The 17,734-nt window shown below is 38.0% G+C and carries 11 protein-coding genes; 8 read left to right on the plus strand and 3 right to left on the minus strand.

Translation table 11 applies throughout. The features are described 5' to 3' along the window. The first annotated feature begins 108 nt into the window (after nt 1–108). Together MKY27_RS03170 and MKY27_RS03175 are read left to right on the plus strand one after the other, a co-directional pair. Nucleotides 109–1,050: a C40 family peptidase gene (locus MKY27_RS03170; RefSeq protein ID WP_339197653.1), complete on the plus strand. Its 942-nt coding sequence runs from the start codon at nt 109–111 to the stop codon at nt 1,048–1,050. 521 nt (nt 1,051–1,571) lie between these two features. Then, on the plus strand, nt 1,572–3,545 hold the full coding sequence (locus MKY27_RS03175) for an N-acetylmuramoyl-L-alanine amidase (RefSeq protein ID WP_339197656.1): 1,974 nt from the start codon (nt 1,572–1,574) through the stop codon (nt 3,543–3,545). Between the two features lie 300 nt (nt 3,546–3,845). Here MKY27_RS03175 and MKY27_RS03180 read toward each other — a convergent pair whose 3' ends face one another. Further along, nucleotides 3,846–5,846, minus strand: coding sequence for an S-layer homology domain-containing protein (locus MKY27_RS03180; protein ID WP_339197659.1), 2,001 nt, complete (start codon nt 5,844–5,846; stop codon nt 3,846–3,848). A 285-nt stretch (nt 5,847–6,131) separates the two neighbouring features. Then, entirely contained in the window at nt 6,132–6,395 is a 264-nt protein-coding gene (locus tag MKY27_RS03185) for a multidrug ABC transporter ATPase (protein ID WP_339197661.1), read from the minus strand. Nucleotides 6,396–6,832: 437 nt separating this feature from the next. Here MKY27_RS03185 and MKY27_RS03190 point away from each other — a divergent pair, with 437 nt between their 5' ends. Then, nucleotides 6,833–8,323 carry an O-antigen ligase family protein gene (locus tag MKY27_RS03190; RefSeq protein ID WP_339197663.1) on the plus strand — a complete coding sequence of 497 codons (1,491 nt, stop codon included), beginning with the start codon at nt 6,833–6,835 and terminating at the stop codon, nt 8,321–8,323. A 344-nt stretch (nt 8,324–8,667) separates the two neighbouring features. Beyond that, nucleotides 8,668–10,941: an S-layer homology domain-containing protein gene (locus MKY27_RS03195; protein WP_339197665.1), complete on the plus strand. Its 2,274-nt coding sequence runs from the start codon at nt 8,668–8,670 to the stop codon at nt 10,939–10,941. A gap of 745 nt (nt 10,942–11,686) precedes the next feature. Here MKY27_RS03195 and MKY27_RS03200 read toward each other — a convergent pair. Then, nucleotides 11,687–12,634 (minus strand): nuclease-related domain-containing protein, encoded by a 948-nt coding sequence (locus MKY27_RS03200; protein ID WP_339197667.1) that lies wholly within the window; start codon nt 12,632–12,634, stop codon nt 11,687–11,689. Nucleotides 12,635–12,997: 363 nt separating this feature from the next. Here MKY27_RS03200 and MKY27_RS03205 point away from each other — a divergent pair, with 363 nt between their 5' ends. The 4 genes from MKY27_RS03205 (at nt 12,998) to MKY27_RS03220 (ending at nt 17,688) form a co-directional block, all read left to right on the plus strand. Then, entirely contained in the window at nt 12,998–14,140 is a 1,143-nt protein-coding gene (locus tag MKY27_RS03205) for a polysaccharide pyruvyl transferase family protein (RefSeq protein WP_339197669.1), read from the plus strand. Then, complete coding sequence (locus MKY27_RS03210) at nt 14,140–15,228, plus strand: glycosyltransferase (protein WP_339197672.1); 1,089 nt, start codon at nt 14,140–14,142, stop codon at nt 15,226–15,228. The genes MKY27_RS03205 and MKY27_RS03210 overlap by 1 nt, the downstream gene beginning before the upstream one ends. 31 nt (nt 15,229–15,259) lie before the next feature. Continuing rightward, on the plus strand, nt 15,260–16,777 hold the full coding sequence (gene murJ, locus MKY27_RS03215; protein WP_339197674.1) for a murein biosynthesis integral membrane protein MurJ: 1,518 nt from the start codon (nt 15,260–15,262) through the stop codon (nt 16,775–16,777). Between the two features lie 314 nt (nt 16,778–17,091). Beyond that, nucleotides 17,092–17,688: a TetR/AcrR family transcriptional regulator gene (locus MKY27_RS03220; RefSeq protein ID WP_339197676.1), complete on the plus strand. Its 597-nt coding sequence runs from the start codon at nt 17,092–17,094 to the stop codon at nt 17,686–17,688. The last annotated feature ends 46 nt before the right edge of the window (nt 17,689–17,734 follow it).

The following is a 17,734-nucleotide window of genomic DNA, read 5'->3' on the forward strand; positions in this document are numbered from 1 at the left end:
ATGTTACCCTGTTATTAGGTTAAATAAACATGAACAAACAAGTTTTACGTTATGTTATACCTCGAATATTCATCACGAGGCCTATTTTGAAGGGAGTTCCATTTTAAAGTGAAAAAGAAAATCTTATTACCGATCTTTGCAATTTTCATGATTTTTTCAGGTGTAGGGATGGGTTCAAATAATACAGCACAAGCAGCATCAGTTTCAGAATTAACAGCAACAGCTTCTAAATATATCGGTGTACCATACGTTTATGGAGGAACAACAGCACGCGGGTTAGATTGCTCTGGATTTACTCAATTAGTATTCAAGCAATTAGGTTTTGACTTAAGCCGTACAGCTGCTGCTCAATATAAACAAGGTAGCTCTGTTTCAAAATCAGATTTACAACCAGGAGATTTAGTATTCTTCAATACAACTGGTAAAACGGCTTCACATGTTGGTATCTCATTAGGCGGTAATAAATTCGTTCACGCTGGTACAAGCACAGGCGTTACTGAAGCGAGTTTAAGTTCTTCTTACTGGGCAAAGCGATACAACGGAGCAAAACGCGTAGCGAGCTTTGGCGAAAGCAAAAAAGTAGTTGCAGCAGTTTCTTCAGTTGAAAAAGAAGAAGTAAAAGATTCAGCAATCGATTTCACGATTTATGCATCACGCGGTGAAGTAGCAATTCAATTAGCAGAAACATTAGGCTTAGATACATCTGATACAAACTCACCATTTACAGATATTAAATCATCATCAAAATATGCAGGTGCAGCAACTGCACTATATAAATTAGGTGTTTTCACTGGTGACGAAGGTAAATTCAATCCAGCTTCACCATTAACACGTGCACAAATGGCAAAAGTGTTAGTAAAAGCATTTGACTTAAAAATGAAACAAGATACTTTAAACTTCACAGATGTACCAGCATCTCACTGGGCACATAACGACATCTCGATCCTAGCATCGAACGGTATCACAGTAGGTAAAGGTGACGGCACATTCGGTACAAACGATAACGTTATGTTAAAGCATTTAACAGCTTTCATTAACCGTTTACAATAATAAGATTGGCAATACCAATACTTAATGAATAAATTAGTAACATAGTAACTTCTACATATCTCAATAGATATCCACCTTGCAGGGAAGTACTTATTAATAGTAGTGAAACACAGACAAATTTGTCTGTGTTTATTTGTGGGTAGGGGTTGAGAGAAAGTAGAATCTTCTACGTCAATAGTAGAAAGATTACTAGTGAATGTGGAAGTTTCAGTTCGAAATGTAGAACAAGTCATGCCTAAAGTAGAAAGAGCTACTTTATTAGAAGTTCTATAAATGAAAGTAGAAACTTTTCAGGCCAAAGTAGAACGCTTGAGATATAAATTGGAAACTATTGGCGCTAATGTAGAACAATTACGGTTCAAAAGTAGAACGCATTAACTTTATTAGACAATCTTAAAAATTGAAAATCATTTTCTCATAAATAAGCCTAGAAAAATATTAAATTTCTAGTTTGTTACATATTAATTTTATGAATAATTTGGTAAAATGGGAACTATCTAATAGAGGGGAGGATTTTAACATTGTCTTTGCGCAATCTTGTCGTGACGGTGACAATCATCTTCATGGCAATGTTCCAATTGAATACGGCATATGCTAATACTAGCTTCGCCGATGTCCCTTCTTCAAACGGGGCGTATAATGAAATAAACTATTTAGTAAATGCTGGTGTCATAAAAGGGTATACGGAAAATGGTCAAACTCTTTATAAACCGAATACTCATGTAACCCGAGGACAAGCTGCTAAAATGGTCGTTGTTGCAACGAATAACAAGCCTTTAACTGTTACGAAGTCTTCTTTTTCTGATGTGACATTGGGGACAGAGCTGTCGGGTTATGTAGAAAGTGCCGTGGAGTTAGGATTTTTCTCTGAGCAATCTAAAGGGAAATTTGGACCGAACACGCCTTTGACTCGAGAAGAAATGAGTAAAGTGCTGGCCATTGCCTTTAAATTAAATACAGCTCAAACAGAAAAGCTGGAAATTCCTTTTAAAGATATTAAACCGACATATGGCTATTATCCATACATCGCGGCAATTTACTTTAATGGTATTACGGTGGAAGCTGAGAAATATAATCCGAAAAATTCGGTAACACGTGCGCAGTTTGCTTCATTTATCGCTCGTGCCTCTTCTGAAAAATATCGTTTGCCATTACCTGTTCAAGGTGTGAACGTACCGGATGTTTCAACAGCAATTGCTTCTGCTAAAGCGAATGTTAATGATTTAAATGTCCGTACGTCGGCATCTTCTTCAAACGCATCAAATATTTTAGCGAAAGTAAATACAGGAGCATCGTTCGCCGTTTATGAAATCCAGAAGGACGGTTGGCTGAAGGTCTCCCATGAAGGACGCTATGCCTATGTTTACAAGGATTATGTAGATTTTATAGATGAATCCGGTAAGCAACTTAATAAAATACAAAAACACGTTTATGCATCGGGAAATATCCAGACATATGAAAAGCGTGATATTGCTTCAAATAGTGTAAGCACGATTGCAGCAAAAGAGAAAATTGCTGTATATAATACGATCGGCAATTGGTATGTAACGTTAGTAAATGGTATCCCTGCGTATGTTCGTGTTTCTCAAACCGTGGATTCATTGCAGACAGAACCAGTTACCCCTCCGACAGTAGAGCCGGAAAAACCGGTAGTGGAAGAGGAAAATAATGTGCCGACGCCTCCTGCAAATGGCGGTGAAAACGAACAACCGGTTACCCCGCCGCAACAGCTATTGACGAATACGGTTGGTAAAGCGACAGTTGATGCCCTGCACATTCGTGAGTCGGCTTCAGGTACTGCGCGTTCACTTGGTCAAATTAAGCGAGGAACACTAGTGGAAGTCCATTCATTAGCCGGCAGCTGGGCTAAAATCACATATAACGGTACTAACGGTTATATTAATAAAACGTATTTACAACTGCTTAATCAAAAAGGATCGGCTGTAAAAGATCGTATTATTGTTCTTGATCCTGGTCATGGCGGTAAAGACCCGGGTGCTGTTAGTAAAAATGCACGTGAAAAAGAAGTCGTTCTAAAAGTTGCGAATCTAGTAAAGCAAAAGCTTGAAAAAGATGGTGCAACAGTAAAAATGACGCGTTCTGGTGATACATATCCTAGCTTAGAGGATCGTGTTCGATACGCTAAAAATGAGAACGGTGAAATTTTTATCAGCCTTCATGCAAATGCAGCAGCAAAGGAATCGGCAAATGGTACGGAAACGTTCTACAGTGTTACTTCCAATGCAAATGAAAAAGAAGATTTAGCGTTGGCAACAGCCATTAACAATGAAATCGTTAAAAATGCGAAAATGTACAACCGTGGTGTAAAGCGCGCAGACTATGTTGTTATTAAAGGAAACGTAATGCCTGCTGTTTTAGTGGAGCTTGGTTTCATTACAAATACTGCGGATAGAGAAAAGCTTATTTCTGACGAGTATGTCGAAATATTTGCCCAGTCTATTTATAACGGCATTGTGCAATATTATACGAAATGATTGAGTGAGCAGCTTCCTTTATAAGGAGCTGCTCATTTTTTGTTTCAGATTTTCTAATATGTTCCTCAGAAGTTCTAATAACCTGAAAAATGTTCTAATAAAGGTGCGAAGTTCTAATATAATAGACGTTTCTTCTAATATGTCATCCGGATGTTCTAATATCATAATCAGAAGTTCAAATATCCGATCTCAATCTTCTAATATCGATCCCAACTCTTCTAATAAAAACCTCCGCTCGCGAAACCTCAGACCATAAACACAAAAAAATCCAGCACTTCCGTAGAAGTACTGGATCAGAAATTAATTTCCGGGAATTAACTGAACTAAATCAGAGCGGACCCAACCGTATTTTGCAGGAGGATTGCTGTCTGACATAATTTTATACCAAACATAGCCATCCGTACCTTTCGTTTCTTCAACGATTGCTACAGGATAGCCGAACACACCTGTTTCACCTACATACTTCGCTTTATAAGTGAAGTGAATTGGCGATGAAGTTGATGGTTCGTTCCGGACATTTACTAATAGACCGTTTTCATATGATACGAAGGCCAACTTCGCTTGCTTGTAATCTTTTTTGCCGAAGCGGTTGTCCATGCGGTACATATGACCGGCGATTTTACTGCCCCAGAATGGATCTGATGCATAGTGCACGTTCATGCCGGCTGTTTTATTACCAGGGGCTGCACCTTTTGCATAGCTACCTGATTGAGGCGCATAGTTTAAGTTGACGTAACGGTTAATAAAGGCTAGAACACTATCGTCACGGGATTTATAAACTTCACCTAATGTCGGATCTGAATCGAATACTTTAATACCGAAAATATTGTTTTTCGTTAAAGCATTCGTACTAACACCGTAATCACCTTCGTGCATCGCTGCAGCCAGAATGAATAGGGCATTGACATGATATTGTGATTCCACCTGTTTTAAAAATTTCCCCATACCGATTAAACGAGATTCAATCGTTGCTTTTGCATATTGAGGAGAAGTTTTAATTGCCTGGCGCTCCGCTAATAATGTCATAATCATATTGTCCAGTTCCTCAGCTGTATAGTTAGATGGCTGACGGATTGACTGGAATTGGAAGTAAGGATAATGTGTTCCTACCTTTTTCGTTAATAGAACGTCAGAGTAGTAATTCACACCATCTTGGCTATAGTATTGTGAACCTGGTTTCATAAAGACAGGTGCTTCACTTACTACATAATCCCAATTATATTTTTGTGTAGAATGGTTGTACGTACGATGTGTTAAGTAACCACCATCAACAAAATAGAAATCTTGTCCTTTTATTAAACTTGTAGGTGTTAATGTAACTTCATCAATTTTTGCATAGCCTTTTGTATCTGCTAATTGAACGATTGCGTACTCATCACTGCTTCCAATATATTTGAATTGGGAGCCTTTTGTAGCGTATGATAACGATTTTGTGAATTTTTTATCTGAATATACCGTTACTGTTGTAGCTGCTGCTGAAGCGATACCTGAAGACATTTTAATAATTTTGTCGCCTTTAATAATCAGGTTTGAACCAGAGCTTTTTAACGCTGCTTCAGCTTGTTCATAGTTAAAGTAAACAGTAGCATTTTTCGTAATTACTCCATTTGAAATTTTACCCACATAATAGATATTAGGGTTCGGAGCAGGTGTTTCCGTCGGTTCTTCGCCTTCTTTTACAGCAAATGTTTCGATTGTCGTTTGCATCCGGAATAAAAATGCTGCGGCATGTGCGATTGTCGCATTCCCTTGAGGTTCAAAAAATACGCCATTTTTCGTATGTGATCCACGGATAATATTGTAGTAAACGTTAGTAGCTACAGCCGGTTTGAACTGATCACTAATTTTGTTGTTATCCTTAAACGTTAGTGGTTGTCCTTCCAACGGCACGTTTGAATAACGTAAAGCTTTTTCCAAAAGTGCTGCCATATGCTGACGCGTAATTTTTTCGTTCGGACGGAATGTGCCATCAGGATAGCCGCTTAAAATGTTCGAGCCTGCAGCTGCCTGGATTTCGCGTGTCAGTTCATTACCAGCTTTTAAATCCTTAAAAGTGTATGTAGACGAATCTGGTAATTCCAGTGCGCGTGTAATGTAAGAAGCAAATTCTCCACGCGTTACGGCACGGTTTGGATAGAAATTTCCTTTGCTGTCTGGTCGAATGACATTAAGATTAGACCAATACGTTAATTCATTAACCATCTGATGGTCTTTTATATCATTTGCATGAGAGGTTGATTGTGTTGTGAAAGACAGAGCAACGATAAATGCGAATGCTAGTCCTACTATTTTCTTTAACACAGATTCACGCTCCTTTCCTATATGATGATATTTTACCAATATATGAGCGAGAATCATAGATGAATCCTATTACTTTAGATGTTTGTAATATAAATGTAATCAAAAAGTCCTTTGAAAATGAGTTTAATAATAGGGAGAAAAGAGCTCTATAATAGAAGAGTTGAAGATATAAAAAAGGTGAGCCAGATTAAAGCTCATAAAATAGAGGTTTCTGAAATTACGGGGCAGAGATGCGTGAATAGAATGCATGACAAAGCATTGGGATATATTTTTATCGGAAAATAATTACAGGTTTAATGCTTTTGATATTTTTTTTACTTCTTTCGTTAAGTAATGTAGTTGTTCATGAACTTCCTGGAGATCCACATTATTTTGGCTGATATTACTGGCCTGCTGCTGTGCTTCCTGCAGTGCAAGAGCGGATGCAAATGTTGAAATCCCTTCCGCTAACGTAGCTAATAAACCGGCCAGCACCTCAAGTGAAGCGGCTTGAATTAATGGGTTGTTATCGATTGGCGGTTCAGTGTTTTTCTTACGGTTATTTTGCAATACTACGACCTCCAAAATAGTGATGTATATATTTTATGGGTTTGAGGAGCAATTATGAATGGCTAGGTGGAATTCGTTGCGGAAAGTTTTAAAACGCTCTAGTCTATTTAATGGTAAATTATGTACTTATTTAGATGTGGGAAGTTAGGGAGGAATTTTGAAATGAATAAAGCTTTTAAAACGGTTAAACATATTGTGGAGATGCAGATGTAAAGAGAGGCAAAAATTTTGTCTCTTTTTTTAGTGCCCAAATATGGTTCCTGTTTTTTGGACTGAAAAACCATTGATCTGACAATTATTCTAGTAATTTAGGGTGTGTTTTATACTCTCATTGAATTATAATTGTAACCATATTATACTTAAGTTCGTCTTAATCCACATGAGCAAAACTCATCTAAAAATAGAGAACTACATATAGGAAAGGGTTTGGGACATCTATGAATGACATTTCTGTCAAAATGAATAAAAAAGAGTGGCTCGAAATTTTTGGGGCAATTCTTGTACTTGTGGCGGCCATACTGCTTCCGCCTTCGATAGCGCAAATCAGTACAGCGATTTTCTTTGTACTTTTCGCATTTTTTAAGCCATTTCAAAGTTTAGTAATTTTAGTACCGTACGTTATTTTCCGTACATTCTTTATTGAACTGAACCCTGGTCTTAAACTCATCGGCGATTTAATTACGATCGTCGTATTGCTGCGTTTATTTTTACTAAATACGAAGAAATTTAAAACTTGGTTTCATTTCAAACCATTTGAATACTTCTTCTTCGCCTTTTTAATCTTCGGTGCCATCATCGGTTATAAAAACGGTGTATCACTTGGTGCGATTGTCTTCCAATTACGTACATTCGGCGTCATGTATTTACTGTATTACATTTTAAGCCGCAGTGAATTGCCGAAAAACTTCCTTGTGAAAATAGCATGGGTTACGGTATTCTCGGGTGCCGTTATTTTCATTCAGGGGATTGTCGAAAAACTGTCGATGCGCCAGTTATTAATGCCGGAAGTATGGACGGAAAAAATACTTTCTTCAACAAACTTCGTGCGCGTCTACGGTATGCTGAACAATCCAAACTCGTTGGCATTAGTTATGTTCTTTGCCATTGGCGCAGTATTTTTCCTGCGGTGGGCATATAAAAACAATGAATTTAAATGGACGTTCCGTATAGCCCAGGTCGCTTTCTTTGGAATGCTGTTATTGACACTTTCCCGCGGTACATGGATTTCCGCTTTCGTATTCGTCTTATTCTTTATACTGCTATCACGTAATTGGCAGTTATTGAAGAGAATTGCCATTTCATTTGTTGTAGCAATTGCGCTTATTTATTTCCCGGTAAACTGGGGAGTATCGTTTCTACAGAACTTAGGCGTGGAAAGCGCGGTAGCACCTGAGGAAATTTCAGGTGGAATCAGCAACCGCTTCACGGAAACATTCTCGGACGACACTTTGGAGCTAATGCAGGAAAGTGGTCGTATGTTCTATATTAAAAAAGGATTTGAAGTGCTGAAAGATTATCCGATTACAGGTGCCGGCTTTGGTACATTCGGTGGATCGGCGACTTTATCATATGACTCACCAATTTATGAGGAGTACGGTATCCGTTCTGATATTTACGGAGGCAAAAACTTCTATTCCGATAACCAATATATCCAGGTTATTGCGGAGACAGGAGCAGTCGGTGTTCTATTGTTTGCCGGATTCCTTCTTGCGATGGTATGGATGTACTGGAAAGAACGCAAAACAGTCTTCGGACAATATTTATTTGGACTATGGTTTGCGACAGGTGTAGCAGGTTTCTTCTATAATATTTGGGAATTGAAAGTATATGTACTATTCTACTTTATTATCTTTGGAATATTTGCGAGTATGCGCACAATGTATCCAATGCTCAAGCTTAGCGATTACGAAAAACAAAAAGCAGAATAATCAAGGGACTATCTTCTTAGGGAGATAGTTCTTTTTTTATTGATTAAAAGTTTACTGGAGGGTACTTATTCAAGCGAATCAGACTCCTGCGGGAAAAGCGCGAGGGAGAGACTACAGGCTCGAGCCGCGGAAAGCGTCCGCCCGTAATGGAAATCAACGGACTAAATAGAAAGTGTATTTATATTATACTTTTTTACAATATGTAATTTTATGTTGAATAAAACGGTATTTTGTAAAATGTAACAAAAGATTAATAGTCTCGCACGCGGAAATTTGTTAAGGTTATAGATAGGACAATTAGAAAGGAAGGTGACTTGCTTCAAGTTAACAAGGAAGCACAATTTATGAAAACAAATAAATCTCTATTTATTGCAGTGCTCATGGTGTTTGCACTAATTTTCAGTACACCGCAATTTACAAGTGCAGCACAATCGACAAATGACTCATACCCGCTTTCGACAGGGGTAAAATATTCAAACTATACACATAAAGGTTCTAAAACAAGTATAGTTAACCATTTAGAAGTAGATTTAACAGACTCTTTCACAAAAATTGGGTTAGGTTTACCATCTCCGGTTAATACCTTAATGACAACGACGCAGCATGCGAACAGTCATACAAAGGAAGGAAACCGGGTAGTTGGGGCGATCAACTCTAACTTTTATAATATGGGGGACGGCTATCCTTTATATTTAATTTCTCAATATAATACGATCGTGACACCAAGCGTTATTTCTGATTCAAGTTCGAACTATGTCAGCCAGCCGATTGCATTCGGTATTACAAAGGACGGATTTGGAGAGATCGCTTACTACAATAGTAAGATTAACGTTACATATAACGGTCAAACGAATGAAGTAAATGGTCTTAATGTAAAGCGTGGAACAGATGAAGCGATTGTTTATACACCGCAAAACCATAGTTCTATGACGCCGAACAACGGAAAAGGTATGGAATTTATCGTTGAAACTGGCAATACAATCGGTGCAACGAAATTCGGACAAACATTAACAGGTAAAGTAACTGCCATCCGCGGCTATGATGATGAAACAAAAACGAAAATTCCGCGTAACGGTTTCGTGCTTTCTTTTAACGGCTCAGCATGGGGCGATAAATACCGTGGGATTAAAGTCGGGGAAGAAATTTCAGTAAACTTTGGTATCGATGATCGTTGGATGGATGCACAGTTTATGATGGCAAGTGGTCCATTACTCGTATTGGACGGCAAAAAAAATCTGACAATCAATGAATCAAGTTCACGTGCTAGAGAAGTGGCACCACGTACAGCGATTGCAATCAGCAAAGATAAGAAGAAAGTACACTTAATTACAGTGGACGGACGTATTAACTCAAGTGCTGGTATGACATTACCACAATTTGCGGATTATCTAGTAAGCCTTGGCTTTGACCGTGCGATTAATTTAGATGGCGGCGGTTCAACAACAATGGGTATACGTAAATACGGCAGCAATACAGTCGTTTTAGCCAATACACCATCTGGAGGTACGCAACGTCGCGTTTCTGCGATTATTGAGGCAATCAGTACAGCACCAACAACAAATGCACCTAAATATATTCAAGTAAATCGTGATAAAGTAGGTACGCTGTTAGTCGGTGCAACAGTGAAACTTACACCGAATTATGTGCTGGATGAGTATTACAACCCATTGGCAGTAAATGCAGGTGACTTTGTAGTAACACCACAAAACAATACAGTAACAGTTAACGGCTTAAGCTATACAGCTGTAGCACCTGGCTCTGAACGTATTACGGTTTCAAATAAAGGCGCAACACAAACAATTAGCTTCAATGTAGTGGATGCACCGGCTGGACTTTCTATTTCAGGTGTTTCGGGTCCAATTCAACCAAATGCATCGCTTCAATTAAAAGCAAATGTAACAGGCGCAAATAATGAAACACTTATTTATAACGATTCGCAAATTAAATGGACTGTAGATGGAAACATGGGTACAGTATCCAGCTCAGGTCTTTTCAAATCAAATGGTAAAGAAGGAACTGCCCGTGTAACGGCGACATTAGGAACAAAATCTGTTTCTAATGAAATTGTTATAAAGGCTGTTGAACAACCATTATTTAAAGATATTTCCGTAAACAATGTTTATAAAACTGAAATAAAATATTTAGTTGATAATAACTTAATTAACGGTTATCCGGATGGTACATTCAAACCAGATATAGCATTAAACCGTGGGCAGGCGGCGGTATTGCTGACTCGTGCATTAGGCTTATCGACTAAAGATGTGCCAAATCCTGGATTTAGCGATCTATCAACAAAGAGCACATATTATGGTGCGGTTGCGGCAATTGTACAAGCAGGCATCATGAGTGGTACTGGTGATGGCAAGTACGAACCGGGCAAACCATTAACTCGTGCTCAAATGGCAAAAATTCTCGTTGAGGCCTATAAGTTAACAGGCACTACTACTTCGAAATTTAAAGATGTAAGTACAAAACACTGGGCATACGATTACATTCATACGCTGGCAGCAAATGAAATTACGACAGGTTATGAAGATAATACGTACAAACCAAGTCAAGAAGTATCACGCGTGCACTTTAGCTTATTCTTATACCGCACAATTACACAAAATAAATAAGAGAGAACCTTTGTAAAGTTGCAGCGAGGAATCGCAACTTTTACAAAGGTTTTTTTATGGGGAAAAAGAAGGCTTTGGGGAAGAGAGGGAGGAGAGCGTGAAGTGAAGTGAGGTTGGTACGGAGAGTTTTAGTGCGTGGAATGAGTTTTGATGGGGAGATGTAAGTAATTGTTGCGCTGTTTTTGCGCGGAAGTAGAATGCTTAGACAAGAATGTAGAACCTAGCATCAGGAAAGTAGAATGTTTTACGAGTAAAGTAGAAAGTTTCACTCGAAAAGTAGAACGGGTTGCGAGTAATAGCCGAGTTGTCGCGGAAAGTAGAATATTGTGGCACGAAAGTAGAATAATGTGGCGCCAAAGTAGAATACTTACGTAATTAAGTAGAACTTCGCACCAAAAAAGTAGAACGATTTACCAGTAAAGTAGAAAGTTTTACTCGAAAAGTAGAATGGGTTGCGAGTAATAGCCGAGTTGTCGCTGAAAGTAGAATAATTTGGCACGAAAGTAGAATAGTTACGTAATAAAGTAGAACTTCGCACCAAAAAAGTAGAACGATTTACCAGTAAAGTAGAAAGTTTCACTCGAAATGTAGAACACGTTGTGAGTATTCGCCAATTTCTCAGAGAAAATAGAGTGCATCAGAACTCCGCTCCAAAAAAGTTGAACTCTACCCCGAAAAATGAGAAAAATATACTTTTTAGGTAACTCATCACCTCCTTAAAGTAGAAATCACATAAGAAAATAACCTATTCATTTTTTCTTTCTAAAATATCTTCAGGAATTAAGTGATATACACCACGTCCTTTGCCAAATTGCTCGAATTTTAAGCGCTTCAGCAGTTTTGAAGTAACTGCTTTACAGTCGATCCCAACAAATTTCCTCAATTCACGATTAGTAATGCGGTCTCCGATTAATAGACGATATTGATGTAACGCTAAAAAGATAGCTTCTTTACTTTTCACGCCGCAGTGTGGGCAAATCCACAATCCGTGATGATAATACATGACATGGTGAAAGTCACAATTCTGGCAAAGGACGCCATTTCGTAAACGATCTCTTTCCACGTTCTTGCTATAGGGAAGCCGGCGCGAGATAGAGACTAATTTTCTTTCCAAATCCATTAAATTAACTGTTGATTCACCATTGGTTTCATATAATTTTTCTAAAAAATTTGGCAAGCCGCTTAAATGAATAATTGGGTAACCGTTTAAGGACGAATCCAATTTTGTCCTTATATTAGCATTGATCACAATATACAAAACAGGCAATGAGATCCCCCATTTTGATAATAAATACGATATATATAACTGGTGCCGATAAGCTTGATCAAATGGATTTTTGAAGTTTTCTATAACCCCTTCCTCAGTTTGACGGGCGAATTCATGAAATGCGGGTTTATAAAATAATGTACCTGAAATTTGTTTGACCTCGACAACGAGAAGAAATCTTGTCGTAATTATAAGGGCGTCAATCTGATGAGAAAAACCCTTTTCATTTATACACTCAAAGTTATAGAAAATTTTATAGGGGCCAGGAAAATGGTAATCCGCTAATGTTCTCTGCATTTTTAATTCACCTGCAAGTCCAGCTTGGGAGCGATAGTAAGCCTGTTGATAAGAGGAAAACTCTTCATCATCAACTTTTAATCTAGAAATAAGGGCTTCCAAATAGACAAGTTTTTCAGTCCTATACAATAAATCACCTCTACTCGGGCATTGAGACGAAATCTCTATGACAGCAATGTATCCGAAAATTTCAAAGCTTGCAAATGGACGGAAAAAGTCATTTATTGCATAAATTCCTCGTCAAAAAGTAAAAATGAAACTAATCTTATATATAAACCGTCTCATTAACGAAAAACTACAAATTTAATATTATTTTTCTTGTTGGGAAATAGTGTGTTCTTGCCATTGGAAATATCGTTTCAAACAGACATTATGATATACTGAAAATACGAATCATAACGCAAAACACATCTACTATAGATGTTTTTTTCAAATGAAAAATGAAATAAGCCAAGCGCATCGATACGCTTGATTCAAAGGATGATTAAATAAATGAAAATTGGTATTGTAGGAAATTACGGAAATGATAATAATGGAGACGAGGCGATTTTATTAAGTATTATTCGCCAGCTGCAGAAGGTATTTCAAATAGATACAAAAAATATTACGGTTTTTAGTAATAATCCTAAACAAACTGCTGAACGTTATACTGTGCAAAGTTACCCTTTATACTACAAAAACGGTAATGCTGTGAAAACGTTTATGAAGACGTACAAAGAGAATTCCAACGTCGTGAAAAACCTTGATTTCGTCGTAATCGGCGGCGGCGGTATTTTAATGGACCATTATAAACGCGAAGCACCGTTATATGGTTCGTACGCGATGATGGCGAAAAATAACAATGTACCGTATGTTGTCTATGGCTGTGGTGCCGGTCCGCTTAACACAGGTTTAGGGAAATGGTTTATCCGCTATATGGCCAAGCATGCACAAAATATTTCAGTGCGTGACCCGCAATCAAAACAGCTGCTTAAAACAATTGGTGTAAAACGTGATGTTCCTGTTATTGGAGACCCTGCATTTAGTTTAGAAGTAGAACGTTCAGATTATAGTGAAAAACCAAAATCGGTTGGGGTTACAGCAGTTCCCTACTATAATGCTTCATACTGGCCAACAGGCGATGTGACAAAATACGAAAACTATATTGATGGTATGGCGAAAAACCTGGACCGTCTAATTGAAGAGCATAATGTCGATGTAACTTTTTTTGCGACTAAATATCCGCAAGATGCTGATGTGACAAAGGATATCCAAGCTAAAATGAAGCATCCGGAAAACACAAAAATTATTGATGAAAACTTGCCGCCGCAGCGTATTTTACAAATTACGTCCACATTTGATGTGCTGATCGGTACAAGACTTCATTCATTAATATTGGCAACAGATGCGAAAACGCCGATTATCGGTGTGTCATATCATGTGAAGGTTAATGACTTTTTACAAATGGCAGGGCTAGGAAACTATTCATTACCGATTGATTCACTTCATGAATCAGACGAGAAGTTTGCGATGCTTTTTAACGATATGGCAGTAGATTGGAACGGTGCACAAAACTTAGCGGCTCGTACAAATGCATCATTTAAAGAAAAATCAGCATTAGGGGAGCAGCTTTTAAAAGAAGGTGCGAAAAAGTAATGAAAAAAGTATTCGTCATTAGCAATATGTACCCTTCAAAGGAACATTTAGCTTACGGCATTTTCGTGAAAAATCAGGTTGAGCAACTGGAACGAGAAGGAATCGAAACAGTGCTAGCAGTAAATACCAATCCCGCAACAGGGAAGAAAAATGTTATTTTAAAATATTTAAAATGGGCACAGCAGTTTATGCGAGTTTTCCGTGCAAACAAGCGTAATATTTCGCTAACACATAGCCATTACGTTTTTCCGAGCGGGATGTTCAGCTACTATTTAAAAAAGCGTCACAATATACCGTATATCGTGACAGCACATGGTGGCGATATTAACAAAATGGCCAAAAAAGGCGGGCAAATCCGTGAGTTTACGGAGAAGATTTTACAGTCTGCAGATCATGTCATTGCAGTAGGGGAAGAGCTTGCTGCAACGATTGAAACAACTTTCCATGTTGAAAACGATAAAATTTCGGTGATGAGCATGGGAATTGATCGTACGGTTTTCAAAGAAGCGGACGATAAAAAACAATGTGCCAAAGAGTTAGGGATGGATCCCGATAAGACAAACTTTTTATTCGTAGGTAACATCATACGGGAAAAAGGCGTTACAGAACTTGTGAGGGCATTCAATAAAGTAACGGAATCCCTTCCGGAACAAGCCGCTCTTTATTGTGTCGGATCGACAAAAGATAGTAATTTTACTAGTAAAGTAAAAGAGCTGGCTAAGGACAATACAGCAATTCACTTTATCGAACCGATGCCGCAGCAGGAGTTGGCGCGTTATTTCCAGGCGGCAGATGTTTTCGTACTGCCTTCTTATATTGAAGGACTGGGATTAGTAGCTTTAGAGGCAATGAGCTGCGGCGTACCGGTCATTGCATCGGATGTCGGGGGACTGCATTATATGCTGGCGGATGGAGCAGGGGTATTAGTTCCTCCCAAAGACGAAATTTTACTTCAGCTGGCTCTTGAAAATGCAGTGAAAAAAGGGATTGCAGTGAATGAAGCGCGTGTAGCCGAGCTGCTTCATACACATGATGCAAAAAATATTATTGCGCGTTTAAAAGGGCTCTACACAACACATGCGAAATAAAGTAATTGTAACTAAAGGAATGTGATAAGCGTTGAAAGGAATTTTAAAAATAATAGGGGCCGTCGCGGTTATTAATATTTTAGCGCGTCTGGTCGGCTTTGCCCGTGAAACATATATCGGGATTGAATTTGGTACAACTTTATATTCAGACAGTATTGTTAATGCTTATACAATTCCAAACTTTTTATATTTAGTTATTGGCGGAGCGTTTACGACGGCGTTTATATCCATTTACCATAAGACGTCATCGAGCATTACGGAATATATACAGCGAACGTTTACAACGATTGTTGTTTCGATTACGCTCATTGTCATTTTATTTATGGTGTTGGCTGATCCGATCTTAATGCAATTTTTCCAAGTTGATAATCAGGCGGAATATGAAATACTGCGCTCGCTTTACTACTGGATGATGCCATCGACGATTATGCTCGTTTTATCGACATGGATGAGCGGTATTTTAAATGTTCAGGGCCGCTATCATTTATCAGCATTTTCGGTGCTTATTTATAACGGTTCATTTTTACTTGTATCCGTAATCTTATCCATTACGATGGGTCCGATCGGAATGGGGATCGGGGCATTGGTCGGTGCAATCTGTATGTTCCTGTTCCTTGTATTCGGAGTTCGGAATGTGAAAGAAATGTCCTTCAAGCCCGACTTTAAACAGGCTGAAGATCAGAAAATGCTTTGGAAAGTAGCGTTGCCGATTATGCTTGGCGGTGCGACTGCACAGCTTTACATTTTAATTCAGCGATTCTTTACGAATATGCTGGAAGCCGGTGTTCCGTCAGCGATGAACTATGCGACAAAAATGTCCCAGTTTCCGCAGGCAATTTTAATGACTGCTGTAACGACGGTTATTTTCCCGTTACTCAGTAAAAAAGAGGGAGAAGGGGACACAGAATCGGTCAAACAACTTTATGTTCGCGGGATGCGTTTATTATATATACTCGTATTGCCTGTTTCGGTGTTCTTCTACTTCCAGGCAGAAGGTGTTGTCCGCATCATATTTGAATATAAAGAATTTAATGCAGCATCTACAGCGATTACAGCACCATTGCTGCAAGTATTCAGTACGACGATGTTCTTCCTTGCTGCGAACACATACATTACGCGTTTCTACTATGCGAAGGGCAACTCCGTTTTACCGATGATTTTCAGTATTTTAACGGTATTCGGTGTAAATATTGCGGTCGTTTTGGCGACCATCGATGAAATGGGTGCAAATGCGGTTGCTTTAGGAACGCTGATCAGTGCCATCATAAACTTCCTGTTGCTTGTCATTGTGCTTCAAAGTAAGTATCAGTTGAAACTTTTGGACAAAAATGTTGGTCAGCTATTTAAGTTAGTTATAATCGGATTAATTTTTGTTGCAATTAACTGGGCGATTGCTCAATGGATTGTAATAGATCAGAAATGGCTTCATGTAATTGCTACATTTATTGTCGCATCGATCAGCTATGTTGTATTGCTGTTTGCTTTCAAAATGGATGAGCTGCAGCAAATTACAAGCAAAGTAAAAGGTAAGATTTCACGAAAAAAATAATATGATGAAGCGCGTATCCTAAAATTTAATAGGATACGCCTTTTTAGTACCTGCTTATTAAAGAAGAGATTAAAATTATAAAATCCCTTTTCGCTTAAAATTTTATATTTTACTATCCGCAATTTGTCCTGATATAAGGATAAACCGCATTTTGCTAAGTTATGTCAATTGGTTGCTGATATTAATGAGAAATGTTAGTTATATGACAGAAAACTTTATTTTAAAAAAACTTTACTATATAATCATAAGTGGAATAATTGGAATTTAATATATAATTTACTAAACATCTAAAATAGAGATAAGGGTGGAGAAGTATGGCAAGAGGACGACGTGTAAATTCATGCGGTGAAAAAAGTAAAAAATTATTATTGGAAAAAGCAATTGAGTTATTTTCTACATATGGTTATCATCAAACAAAAATCAGTGATATTGTGAAATCGGCAAATTTGACGCAGCCGACGTTTTATTTATATTTCCAAAGCAAGGAAACTTTATTTAACGATTTAAATGAGAAGTTTCACAATGAATTAACTGATATTTTTTCTAGTTCTGCAAATGGCATAAATGACGGGAAATTTGGAATCGATCTTATTCAGGGAAGTCTGACACATATTTTCAATTATTTTATCGAAAACCCTAACTTGACGAAAATCGGTTTTTACGAAGCAGAGCAATCAACGGCCGTGAAGGAAATGCTCGTTTCTAAATTGATACATATCCTTAACACACAACTAAAAGATTCCGACGTTGTAAAGCAGGTCGATGCTACTATTCTGGCAGAAAGTCTTGTTGGTTCGGTGGAACGACTGACATTGACTAACCTGCTTACAAATAAATCGAATCCGGAACAGCTGGCAAAAGAGATTTGCATGATTTATTTTGCAACGGAGCTAAGTTTAGTACATTCATAAAATTGAAATGAGACGATTGCCTTTGTGCAAATCGTCTCATTTTCGT

Source organism: Solibacillus sp. FSL R5-0449 (genome assembly GCF_037975215.1).
Classification (GTDB): domain Bacteria; phylum Bacillota; class Bacilli; order Bacillales_A; family Planococcaceae; genus Solibacillus.